Origin of the sequence: Methylobacterium sp. J-001, from assembly GCF_022829565.1 — a bacterium.
In the GTDB taxonomy this organism is placed as follows: Bacteria; Pseudomonadota; Alphaproteobacteria; order Rhizobiales; family Beijerinckiaceae; genus Methylobacterium.
Genome location: NZ_JAKSYN010000066.1, coordinates 1 through 11,538, shown reverse-complemented (window position 1 = coordinate 11,538; position 11,538 = coordinate 1). Strand labels below are relative to the sequence as shown.

Annotated in this window: 13 protein-coding genes and 1 pseudogene; all 14 read right to left on the bottom strand. The window is 67.4% G+C overall.

What is annotated here, in order from left to right; genetic code table 11:
* Nucleotides 1-628 (bottom strand): annotated as a pseudogene (locus MKK65_RS06990) (helix-turn-helix domain-containing protein); the annotation flags it as partial.
* A gap of 633 nt (nt 629-1,261) precedes the next feature.
* Nucleotides 1,262-2,434, bottom strand: a complete 1,173-nt coding sequence (locus tag MKK65_RS06985) for a chromosome partitioning protein ParA (RefSeq protein WP_243956534.1) — start codon at nt 2,432-2,434, stop codon at nt 1,262-1,264.
* Between the two features lie 414 nt (nt 2,435-2,848).
* On the bottom strand, nt 2,849-3,211 hold the full coding sequence (locus MKK65_RS06980; protein ID WP_243956532.1) for a CsbD family protein: 363 nt from the start codon (nt 3,209-3,211) through the stop codon (nt 2,849-2,851).
* A 74-nt stretch (nt 3,212-3,285) separates the two neighbouring features.
* Entirely contained in the window at nt 3,286-3,483 is a 198-nt protein-coding gene (locus MKK65_RS06975) for a hypothetical protein (RefSeq protein WP_243956529.1), read from the bottom strand.
* Nucleotides 3,484-3,580: 97 nt separating this feature from the next.
* A complete protein-coding gene (locus tag MKK65_RS06970; RefSeq protein WP_243956527.1) occupies nt 3,581-4,081 on the bottom strand; it encodes a YidB family protein in 501 nt (166 codons plus the stop codon).
* Nucleotides 4,082-4,120: 39 nt separating this feature from the next.
* Complete coding sequence (locus MKK65_RS06965; RefSeq protein ID WP_243956525.1) at nt 4,121-4,420, bottom strand: hypothetical protein; 300 nt, start codon at nt 4,418-4,420, stop codon at nt 4,121-4,123.
* 51 nt (nt 4,421-4,471) lie between these two features.
* Nucleotides 4,472-4,774 (bottom strand): hypothetical protein, encoded by a 303-nt coding sequence (locus tag MKK65_RS06960; RefSeq protein WP_243956523.1) that lies wholly within the window; start codon nt 4,772-4,774, stop codon nt 4,472-4,474.
* 51 nt (nt 4,775-4,825) lie between these two features.
* Nucleotides 4,826-5,758 (bottom strand): YsnF/AvaK domain-containing protein, encoded by a 933-nt coding sequence (locus MKK65_RS06955; RefSeq protein ID WP_243956521.1) that lies wholly within the window; start codon nt 5,756-5,758, stop codon nt 4,826-4,828.
* Nucleotides 5,755-6,261, bottom strand: a complete 507-nt coding sequence (locus MKK65_RS06950) for a YsnF/AvaK domain-containing protein (RefSeq protein ID WP_243956519.1) — start codon at nt 6,259-6,261, stop codon at nt 5,755-5,757. Before MKK65_RS06950 ends, MKK65_RS06955 begins: the two co-directional genes overlap by 4 nt.
* A complete protein-coding gene (locus MKK65_RS06945) occupies nt 6,258-7,244 on the bottom strand; it encodes a PhnA-like protein (RefSeq protein WP_243956512.1) in 987 nt (328 codons plus the stop codon). Before MKK65_RS06945 ends, MKK65_RS06950 begins: the two co-directional genes overlap by 4 nt.
* 54 nt (nt 7,245-7,298) lie before the next feature.
* Nucleotides 7,299-7,559 carry a GlsB/YeaQ/YmgE family stress response membrane protein gene (locus MKK65_RS06940; RefSeq protein ID WP_243956510.1) on the bottom strand — a complete coding sequence of 87 codons (261 nt, stop codon included), beginning with the start codon at nt 7,557-7,559 and terminating at the stop codon, nt 7,299-7,301.
* A 90-nt stretch (nt 7,560-7,649) separates the two neighbouring features.
* Nucleotides 7,650-7,835, bottom strand: coding sequence for a hypothetical protein (locus tag MKK65_RS06935; protein ID WP_243956508.1), 186 nt, complete (start codon nt 7,833-7,835; stop codon nt 7,650-7,652).
* 128 nt (nt 7,836-7,963) lie between these two features.
* On the bottom strand, nt 7,964-9,454 hold the full coding sequence (locus MKK65_RS06930; RefSeq protein WP_243956506.1) for a PAS domain S-box protein: 1,491 nt from the start codon (nt 9,452-9,454) through the stop codon (nt 7,964-7,966).
* A 391-nt stretch (nt 9,455-9,845) separates the two neighbouring features.
* On the bottom strand, nt 9,846-11,099 hold the full coding sequence (locus MKK65_RS06925) for a flavin monoamine oxidase family protein (protein WP_243956504.1): 1,254 nt from the start codon (nt 11,097-11,099) through the stop codon (nt 9,846-9,848).
* Nucleotides 11,100-11,538 lie beyond the last annotated feature (439 nt).

Sequence of the window (11,538 nt, the reverse complement as noted above, 5' to 3'; positions counted from 1 at the left end):
TCACGCGGACTGAGTTCAGGCTGCTCCAGAGCCAAGGCAACGATCTGCTCGCGGATCTCTGCAGGTAGACGGTTCCAGACCCGGCTCGGCTGCGAAGGATGGTCATTCAACGCCTCGGGGCCGCCGCGCTGGTAGGCGTCGGACCAGCGGTAAAACGTCGAGCGCGTGATGCCGAGCTTGTCCAGGGTGGCACGCACCGGCAGGTGGGATTGCTCGACCAGCCGGATGATCTCCAGCTTCTCGGGGGCCGGGTACCTCATGCCTCGTCGCCCCCAGCCCCGCGCATGCTTTTTTAAGCAGACGGTTCTCAGGACGAGATCAGCCACGACCTCCTTCAGCGCCCCCGTCTCGCGGCGCAGAGCCCGCACCTCCTCCGTGGTAGCCGCACGAGTCGTGTCGCCGGACAGGCGCTTCTTGCCCGCCTCCAGGAACTCCTTGACCAGCCGTAGTCCATCGAGGCGGTGATCCCCGCACGACGGCACAACTCGGCGATGCTGTCCTCGCCACGCAAGCCTTCCAGCACCACGCTGATCTTCTCTTCGGAGGAGAACTGCCGACGTGTGGCCCGACGGATGTCTTGGATCACCGCTTCCGCCGGCTCCTTGGCCGGCCCGGATGTCGGCTTCATCTTCGCTCCTCAGGAGCTACGATGAACCAGCCATCCTCCGTTCGTGAAGATCCTCAATCTGTCCCACTGGTGTTGACGTCGGACAAGCGCGAGCATGAGCTGATAACCCAAGAGCGCGTCTGGACCGGGTTCACACCCGAAAGACTCCACGCCGCCACTCAATAGGCTTCAGAAGCGGAAACCCAACGCCTGCCCTACCGCGAGGTGTCCCGCAGAGGGACATGGATCCTCTGTGCGGTAGAGCCTGAGATCGTCCTGGACATGTCCCCTCCGGTTTATTGCCGATGGGTCCGGAAGGATCGCGAAATATCATTCGGGATCGACTTTCATCGTCTTGGGCAAAGGGCCGGCGCGCGGGACCGTTCCGATGGCGAACCGTGAATATGAACGCGAAGGTGGAATTCACGATGCGGTCCGAAGCTGCATCGACCACCGTGCTTCAGGTCGCGGCAAGCTCCCACCCTGGACGTCCATGACGCCTCGTCCAGAAATCCGCCGGTCAGAGCGCCTCCTCCTTGTCCCGCCGATCTGGAGCCCCCTGTCCGTCCCCTGCACGGCGATTGGATGGAATCAGCCTTCGACGAAGCTGGCCCTGCTCTGGTCCAGCGACCCTCCGACCCACGTCCCGAGGGATTATTCGGACTTGGGGGCGACGGCAGGAGCTTGCGGCTGGGATGGCCCGGGATGCACCGTCATGGAGGGAGGCTGGTCCGAAAGCTGCTGACGCACCTCGGCGAGCTTGGCCTGGGCCACAGCAAGCTCCTGCCGGGTCGTCCCGATCCGGTCCTCAAGGGCGGCCATCTCCTTGTTCCGGGTGGCAAGCGTCTCGGTCAGGGTCGCCAACTGCGCCTGGGCGTCGGCCTGCCTCCTCTGCAGCGCTTCCAACGCCGAGGTCGCGCCGTCGCGGTCGGAAGCCAGCTTCTGGACGGCCTGCTCAGCCTGGCTCCGTTCCGAGATCACACGGTCCCGCTCGGACTGCGCCGTGGCGAGTTCTTTCTGCGTCGCCGCCAACCCATCCCTGGCTTGCTGCACCTGCTGGCCAGCCTGCGAGACGTCGCTCGCCAGCTTCTCACGATTGGCGGTCAGACCGTCGACGGCCCGCTCCAGTTCGGCCTTCTGCCTCGTCGCCTGCTCGGTCGCGGCGCGAGCATCGGCGAGATCCTTCTGAGCGGCGGCCGAGCCCTCGCGCGCCTTCTGCTGGCTCTCCTCGGCCTTCGCGAGGTCGGCAGTCTTGGCGGTCGCCTCCTGGGACATGGCGGCGATGTCGGACCGCAGCTTCGCCTCTTGCTGGCGCGTCTCCTCCAGCCGGCGCCCGACGTCGGCCAGTTCCTTGGTCCTGGCAGTCGCCGCCTGCTCGGCGGCCGTGGTGGCCTCCTTCATCGGCGCGAGCTTCTGCTCCGCCTGGGTAAGCTGGGCCTGAAGCCCGGTGAGCTTGGTCGTCTCGGCCTCCGCGGTGGCCTTCGCCTCGCCGGCCTTGCGCTCGGCCGCCTGCTGTTCGGTCGCCAGGCTCGCGGCTCTTGCCTTGGCTTGTTCCCCGGCCTGGGTGATGTCCCGCTCCTGCTGCTGGGCCGATGCGATCCTCTCCTTGAGCCCGTCGAGGGTACCCGCCGCCGCCCTTTGCTGGTCGAGGTCCGATTGCAGGGAGACCTGCTGCGTCTCCAGGTCTTGGATGCGATGGTCCCGCGCCGTCCTCTGCCGCCCACCGGCGATGGAGGCGACGACGAGCCAGACCAGGAGCACTGCCACCACAACGGCGAGGCTGAACGGCAGGGGCCTGCGGAGTTCGGAACGGTAGTCGATGGCCATGGCGGTCTCGCGGGCGTTGGAGGAACGGATCAGAACGACGTGGCAGCCTCGCCAGGGGTCGGTTCGGCACCGGCGGCCCCCAGCTCGAGGGTGGGACTGCTCGATGCGAGTTCGGCACGATCAGTCCTGACGAGGGAACCGATCATACCGAGGAGAGCGCAGTGCTCGGGGGAGCCGTTCGCCGCAGCGAGGAAAGCCGCGAGCTCGATGCGGGACGGCCTCCCGCCGGATGGACCGTTCGGCTCGTGGAAGACGTACACGTCAGTTGGGTCGTCGCCGCGGCATAGATACCAGCGGTCGTCGTTCGACCCGTTATGAATCGGCGTTCGCAGGGGTGGCATCGGAGGATCCCCATCGTCTCGTCCCCGGTCGGGGATCACGCCTATTATAAGCCTAACCCCGGACGGCGACCGTTCAGCGACGGCCGTGGATCACCATCGCAAGCAGGTATCCAATGGCTCCGGCCATGGCCGCCAGCAGCAGCGGGGACTCTTTCGCATACTGTGCGACGGCATCTCCACCCTGGCGGTAGGCACGCTCGGCCTCGGGAAGGGCGTCCCGGCCCCTGTTGATCGCCTTGTCGGCGAGGTCGCTTGCCTGTCCGGCAACGTCGCGCACGGCGTCCTTGGCCTGTCCGTACAAGTTCTCGACGGTCCCCTTCGCCTCGTTGGCCGTGCCCTTGGCCTGGGTCTCGCGGTCGCCCGTGACGTCACCGACGGCGCCCTGGACCTTGCCGCCGAGTTCCTTGGCGGCGCCGGTAATGCGGTTCTCGTCCATTGGTCAATTTCCATTCGGTTCAAGGTTGAGCTGGCCCGCTGCGAAACGCGCTTCGAGCCGATGCGAGGCACTGACTAATCCTTCGACGCAGCCTTCCCGGGTCGCGCCTTCATCGAGCTTTGGTTGGCTTTCTTCGCCCGGTCGTCGGCCTTTGAGGCGTGCTCGGCGGCCTTCTCCTCGTTGCCGGCGTCGATGTGTCGAGCGGCCTTCCGGTGTGACTTTGCCGCAGCCTCGTGGTGTTCGGCGGCCTTGGCGTGCGCGTTTCCGGACATCTGTCCCTCCCGTGACGGGGATTTACGTGCCCCGGTGCAAACGTGTGGCCGGTCGGTTCCGCGGCTTCGATACCAGCGGGATCGACCGGGTGGCTCCTCAGGCGGGCATGCCGGCGACCGCGGACGGAAGCCTGCCGTCGGGGGTGTAGCGGTCCACCGCGGACGGCAGTTCGCGCGAGAGCCTGGACAGAAGGTCTTCGTGCGAGAGGCCGGTCTGCCTCGACAGCGTATCGAGGACGTCAGGACCGATGGCCGATCGCAAATGATCGGGCTTCATCTCGGCGTTTGGACCATGGTTCACCCAGGAATAGGCGGCCTCGCCGTGGCCGTTCTCGCGAAAGCGGTAGACGAGTTGGCTGAGGCCGCCACTGAGCAGGCCACCGGCACCGGCACCCCCGAGGGCGCCTCCGAGATTACCCAGCAGGCCGCCGAGACCACCCTGTCCCGCGATCCCGCCCTGTCCGGCGGGCGCACCTGCAGTTGCAGGACCACTGTGGCCGGCTCCGCCGAGCATCTCCGGGATCTTATCCTGGTTCTGGAACCCCGCCACGGCCAACATGCCGAGCAGCGCCGTCATAGAGGGGAAGCCGTCACTCATTGGGTGTCTCCGCTCCGGTGAGAGGGGTCGTCGTGCCGATCAGCAGTCGTCGTCGCCGGGCTTCACCACCTTGCCCTCGGGCGGCTTCGCCTCATTGGCGGAGGGCGTCGCATTCGAGCCGACGTTGTTCATCGCCCCGACCGTCCCGGGGGATTCGGCCTTGGCACCGGGCGAGACCTTCCCGATCACGTCCCCGTCGACCTTCGAGGAAGCGTCGGCCGAGCCCTTCTGGCCGGTGCTGTTCGTGGTCGTTCCGACCGCACATGGCTTGGCCGAGGCGATGCCGGCGCCAAGAAGCGTCATCGCCGTCGCGACGGTCAGGGTGGTCAGGATCTTCATGGGGTTTCCTTAGGGGTGGGATGGGATGCGGACCGGGCAGGCGAGCGACCGCTACCGCGAGAGGGCGGACCGTTCGGAAGCCGTGATGACGTAGTCGGCAATGGCCGCCCGGCAGCCAGGCGAGACCTCTCGGGCGTTCCTGCGGAAGCAGGCGACGACCTCGGGTCCGTTCAGGTCGAGGCCGTTGCAGAGACGGGCGTAGTCGGCGGAGCAGAAGGGTTTCAGCGATGCCCTGGAACCGGTCTTCTCAAGAGCCTGTGCGCCGAGCGGGAGGCATGACGATACCAGGGCCGCGAATACGACGAGGTGGCGGAGCTTGGTCACGACGACGGGGCTTTCGTGAAAGGTGGACATGGAATCGTACGGAGCCGGGACCGGCTCGAACCGGTCCCGGACTTGAGCGTTTCAGAGCGGCTTGCGCGGGGTGGTTTCCGTGGTGGTCCCGGCGGTGCCGGTATGGCTGACCGTCCCGCGACCGTCCTCGACTTCGACCTCGGTGTGGCGGACCTTGTCGGTTACCGTCTCCACGCGCTGGGCTGCATCCTTGCGGATGCCGACCTCACCGACGACGCGGGCGTCCTTCGACACCACCGCCTGCTCGCGCATCTCCGTCGCCTCGATGACCTTATCCTCGAACAGCGCCATGTCGCCCGGGGTGACGGCGCGGTCGACGACGCGACGGTCGACGTTCACCGTCTCGTCGTGGAGGGTGACGTTCTCGCTGACATCCTTCTCGACGGCGTAGGACCGAACCCGGACCCGGCCTGCATCGACCATGCGCTTGCCGACGTTGAGGCGCTCCTCGACCACGGGGATGTAATCGGTGCCGCTGGCGGTCCCGCGGGCGGCGACGGCCTCGGACGGACCGGCTGCGTGCAGACCGGTGTCGCGGGTCCTGGCGGCGTGATCGGATGACATCGCACCCTCACCGAGCGCTCCGGCGGCAACCGGTGCGGTTCCGGTGGTGGAACCGGTCGCACGACCGTCCCAGCCTTCCTCGCGCCAGGCGGCCTCGCGCTCGTCGAGATCGACCGAACCGTGCTCCTCCAGGATATCGGAGGCGGCGTGGACATGCGCGTCGTCGACCTCTGCGCTCAGCATCGTGCCGCCGCGGTGCAGTCCCTCGCCGTATGCGTGACGGTCCTCCTCCGGCATGAAGAAGTCCTTGATCGAGCCCCACATGCCTTCGTCGGCCTTTGTCGCGGTTCCGGCCGAGCCGGCCTGGGTGCCGGAAATCAGCTTGATCGCGCCGGCGGGAATGCCGAGGCCGACGAGCTTGCCCTGGGCGGCGACCGCTTCGGGATGGGTGTCGTACATGGCGGTGATGGTCTGGGTCATGATGTCGGCTCCTGTGACGGGTGCGTGGTGGCCTGTTCCGTGACGTGCCCCTCGGGGGACACGCGTTCGATCACGGCGTGCTGCCTGCGCAGCGTCACCGGCATCTCGACGTCCTCGCCCGCCGTGGTCCGGCGGATGTGCACCTCCTCCTTCAGGACGAGGCGTTTCTCGACGACGAGGATCTCTTCCAGCACCGGGATGATGGTCACCCCGGCCTCCGTCCTGACCACCGGGGGTGCCTCGCCCTCGGCGAGGGTCCGGTTGACGGGCACCCGGGTTACCCCGACCATGTCGCTGCGCAGGGTCTCGCGCAGGACCTGGTCGAGGGTGTCAGTTCGCGTGCTGACACGGACTCGTCCGGTCTCGACCGCACGCTTCTCGATGCGCGCGGTCTCCTCGATCAGCGGGAGGACCGCCTCCTCGCCGATGGCGACCTCCGCCGCGGTGCCGAAGCGCGTCCCGAGCCCGTGGGGCTCGGTCGCGGCGGGATCGCCGACGCTCATGCCCGGCGCGGGGTTAGGGTATTCGGGGCGGGGCGGATGACGGTCGGATCAACTGCCGAACCGCGGCCGGCGAAGAAGGAGGCGAGCGCACCAAAGATAAGTGCGAGGGCCCCGAACAGCGCACCCTGGGACACGCGGCGCGCCGTGGCGTCGGCGATCTGCTTGGACTGCTCCTTGGCCGAGGCGACGGTTTCCCTGAACTGCTGGGTGTACTGCGCGACCTGGGTCCGCGCCTGCTCGACCGGGATGTTCTGCGCTTTGGAAAGGGCCACGGCGGCCTTCTCCTGAGCGGCGGCCTGTTGTGCACCGTCACCCGAGACGGCGGCGCGCATCGCGGTCACCGCGGTGTCCTTCAGCGCGGCCGGATCGGATCCGGTGCCATTGCGGACATTGGACTCGATGTTCGAGAACGGGTCGGTAACCTTGGTCAGCGACGGGGCGGCGGCCTGCGCCAGGGTCGAGACGGAGCCGCCCATCGCGTTGCCGACCCCGCCGATAGCCGAGGAGGCCGTGCCGAGGGCGCCGCTGACGATGCCGCTGGCGGCCGACGACAGCATGTACAGCACCACAAGCGTTGAGACCGCCCAGGCGAGGAGGCCGTGATAGCCCGCCGTCGAGGTCGAGGGCTTACCGGATAGGCGTCCGGCGAAGTAGCCGCCGGCAACGGCCGCCAGCACGCCGGAGACGACGAACCACAGGCCGGCACCGATGCCAAGCGAACTCGCCGCCGGGGTGCCGTCACCCATCGGATCGACCGTCGATAGGCCGATGCCGAGCCCCAGCATGTTCAGGATGACCTGCGAGATCAGCGCGACCGTGGCTCCGGCGAGGACCGCACCCCAAGAGACGGAATGCAGCATCATCGTGCGCATGTCCTCGGCCGGCGTGACCATGGTGGTCTGCGGCAGCTCGCGGTCGACGACGGTGCGATCCGTAATCGCACGACTGGGGGATACGGGCGTGGGCTCTGTTACGGTGGCCATGGTGGTTCTCCTGTGTTGTGGGTCGAAAAGTCGGGGCTCGGGGGCGAGGCGGGGTCAGACGACCCGGCGGCGGCCCATGACGATGTGGTAGAGCCACAGCACGATCACGGCGCCGACGACGGCGACGAGCAGGCTGTAGAGGTTAACCCCCGACACGCCGGGCTCGCCGAACTGGTTGAAGAGGAAGCCGCCAACGACCGCGCCGACGACGCCGAGCAGGATGTCGACAGCGAGGCCCTGTCCGGTGTTGTTGACGATCTTGCTGCCGATGAAGCCGGCGATCAGGCCGAGGACGATCCAGGCGAGGAGGGACATGACGAGCTCCGGTTTTAGGCGTGATGACGGGTCCCGACGCAGGGCCTGCGCGGGCTGGGGATGGGTCTCGAAGGCGTGCGGGCTCGACCGCTACGACCTCGTTGGCCTGCGGGGTTGGTCGAGCTTGGTCTTCGTCGTGGCGTGCCGCGCCTTGATCGCGACGATCTCGGTCGTGGCCTCCGCCTCGACCTTGGTGTCCCCGAAGATCATGCCGATGGCCTGCTTGATCAGGGCACGGGCATGATCGCTCGATAGAACCTTCCGGTCCTTGCCCATCCACCACACCTCTCTGTCCGGCCTAGCCGTCTTTGAGATGCCCAGATCGAGCAGAGCTACACCCACCGAATACTTTTATCGAAATGATGTTCCGGCGATTTACATAAAAGTATTTCAGCTTAGGTCGCTTAGTGTTTTCGACCTGGTTTTCGCGTTGTATTTTTGCCGTAATGCTCAATCGACGTCTTCTCGCCGATCCCACGCTCCCTGGCCCAGACCACCACGGCGCTGCGGCGGTTGACACCGATCTTGCGGTACAAGCTCGCCACGTGGTTGCGCACCGTGCTCAGCGAGACCCCGAGCGCCTTGGAGATCTCCTCGTCCGTGTCGCCGCGGCAGATGCCCTCCAACATATCGCCCTCGCGGGTCGTAAGCCTCTCGACCATCGCCTGCGGCTTGCCCGGCCTGGGAGGGTTGCGCAGCTGGGCGAGTTTCTCGATCACGCCGTGGCTGAACCACGACGCGTCTGCCATGACGGATTCGATGGCCGAGATGTGTTCGACCTCCGTCCGCTTCCTCGACGAGATGTCCTGGACGGCGCAAAGAAGCCCGTCACCGCCGTTGACGGTGACCTTCTCGGCGGAGACGAGGCAGTCGAGCTCGTCGCCGTCTTGGGTTCGCAGTCGTCCCTCGAATGCCTGGACCCTTCCGTAGCGCTGGAGCTCACGCTTGAATCGGGTCCGTTCCGCTTCCTCGGCCCAGGGCACGGACGTGGCGTGCGTGGCGTTCCCGAAGGCTGCGGCGTAGGCCTCGTTCACGCTGGTCGGGACCTTCGCGTCCGAACTCAGGAGGGCCGTCGGGATCGGGCTGAGCTCGAACGCCTTGGCGAAGCGCTCCTCGCTGAGACGGAGCTCCGCCTCGGCCTTCCGTCGGTCCTCCAGGTCAGCGAAGGTGAACAGCATGCAGCGCTCGCCGCCGGGCATCTCGATGGGATGGCCGGCGACGATGACGTACTTCTCGGCGTCGGACGGCACCGAGAGGCACGCCTCGCGCTGGCGGATGGTGGTGCCGGCATGGAGGTGCTCGACCGCGGAGGCGCGGCGCTCGCCTTGGCCAATGAGGTCGACCTCTGTGAAGGTCCGGCCGAGGACTTGGTCGCGGGCGTAACCGGTCAGCTCGACGAAGCCCTGGTTGACCTTGACGTAACGCAGGTCGGAGAGCCGGCACACCACGGCCGGGGCGGGGTTCGCCCGGAACATGCACTCGAACCGCTCCTCGGCCTCGTAGCGGTCGCTCGCGTCCTGCATCAGCAGGGCGAGGCCGTTTGGCGTGCCGGCATCGTCCGTCGTCACGAGTCCCCGCATGCGGTGCGTCCACGTCCTCGCGGGATCCCGGAAATGGTGGACCTCGACCACCGCATCGCGAAACGCCTCGCCGGCCAGGATGCGCTCGACCGGATGCTGCAGCGGCCCGACCTCGCGATGGTTGCGGTAGTGCAGGATGAAGTTGGCACGGTACTCGGCGACGGTGGCTCCGAGGTCACTGAGTTCGGTGACCCCATGCATCGCGAGGGCGGCGTCATTGGCGTAGGCGATGGTGTGGTCCGGCTCGATCAGGATCACGCCCTCCGCGAGACCGTCGACGACCTGTGCCAGTTGCCGCTGCTTGAACTGGGTCATGATGGCTCGCCTCGTTCGAAGGGCATCAGTGGCCGCCTCGCATCCACGCATGGGTGCCAACGTCCCAAACGATGCGTCGGGCAATACCCCGGACATCGCCGGCCGGCATCCTTGTCTTAGTCGGGAAGGTCTTCGCCTGGGACCGGCTCGCGTTTCCGGACCAGGTAGCCCTTGCAATCCGATCCTCGGCCCTCGACCGCTTCGGACTGGGGCATGACGAACGGCCCAACCGCATCCGCCAGGTCCTATAAGAAGGGTTGGCCCTGCGGAATGACCCGGTCGGCCTTTCCGGTCAGGCGTCGGCGATCGTCGGCGGTGGTGTCCGAGAGCGTCGGAAGTCCGCCTCGGATGTTCAGGCGTCTGCAGCCATACGGATGCTGCCGGGCTTCGGTCAGGCCGCTTTCTCCTGTCTGTGCCGAAGCGCTGCCATGGCCTCGTCCGCAGCCCTTCGCCCGCTGTCATGAGCTCCGTGGGCGGTGGTGAAATCGAAGGGGTGGGTCGCCTCGCCGGCGAAGAACAGCCTGTCCTCGAAGGGCCTAGCCAGCCGCGCCCGCGCACCGGATCGGCCCGGCAGCGCGCAGCTATACGCGCCGCCGATGGACGCCATCCGGCTCCAGGACGTCGCTGCGAGCGGCCGGATCGCCGATGCGACGGCGCTGCCGAACAGGCTGGCCAATTCGGCCGACACGAAGTCGAAGCCCGCGGCCGGACCGTCCTTCTCCAGGATCCGGGCGCCCTCGCCCCCGAGGAACGCCTCGATCACCGGCCATCCGTTGGGGCGGATCGAGTAGGCGGCAGACCGCGGGTCGTGCAGGTTGCCGTAGGCGTGCGTGTCAGGCTCGAACGCGGCCCCGCGCCCGATCTCCGGGAAAACCTTCTCGTTTCGGCCCAGCGGCAGGGCGGCGGCCGCGTCGCGCCACGGTTCGGTCCCGGCGGGAAGGCGGATCGCGTCCCCGGCCAGGACCGCGGTCGAGACCGTAAGGATGGCGGCCCCAGCGCGGACGGTGCCGGCGCGCGTGGTGACGGCGACGCCGTCGGCCGTCAGGTCGATCCGCTCGGCGGCCGTGGCGAGTTGCAAGGTTGTCGAGGACGGCAGGCTGGCGGCGACCAGCGTGCCGTAGCCAAGCGGCAATTGCCAGTTCCGGCCCGTCGAGGCATCGTCGTAGGCGAGGTAATCTGTGGCTGAGATCGCCTCGGGTGCGACGCCGCTCATGAAGCTGGCGATGGCCCGCACGTAGGCGTTCCAGGGGCCGCCGGGCTCCAGGGCGTCGCTGGCCGTGTCGCTGCCCGCTGCGACCGTGCGGAGCCGCTCCTCCCAGTCGCCGTACGCCCTCTGCGCCGCCTCCTGCGCTTCCTCGTCCACGGCGATGCCCGGGTGCGCCTTCGCCCATGGCGGCTCGCCCCGGTCGACCGGGAAGCCCGATGCCTCGGCGATACCGACCCAGGCGTTGCGGTCGCCGGAGTGGAGCCACTCGCAGCCGAGGTCGAGCGGGTAGCCTGCGAGATCCTGCGTGTGGGCACGGCCTCCGAGACGCGACGACGCCTCCAGCAACAAGGCCGATGAGCCTTGTGCCGCGAGCCGCCGCGCGGCGCCGATGCCGGCGGCGCCTCCCCCTACGATGATGAAGTCGAACGCATTACCCATGGGCCGAAGGTGAGGAGGGCCGATACGACTTCCAAGGTTCGTGCGGCTGCGGCGCCGCGGCCGTGACGGTTCGGTCCCGCCGGACGCCTCCGCTCAAGCAGGCACCTGAACGAGGCGGTCATCATCAGCGTCGTTCGCCTCGTGATCAGCGGAGACGAGTTCGAGGCTCCCGTTGATCTTGATGGCCAGCATCGAGGTCTCCATCGAAATCTGCTTTACCGCTCCCCTGAGTTCAGGCTTGCGAATGCCGTATCCGCTTATGGGTAGTCGTGGCATCGTTTCGAATGGGTAGATAGGGTCTAGTGGAGTGAAGGCGACGGAAGAGTCCCTCATGGGCTTCCCGTCGCGGTGATGGTGTGCGAGTCCGGGGCATGCGCCCTGGGATCATCGTCGAGGTAAACGCTGCGGACCGTGCCTGGCTCGAAGCCATCATGGCGGA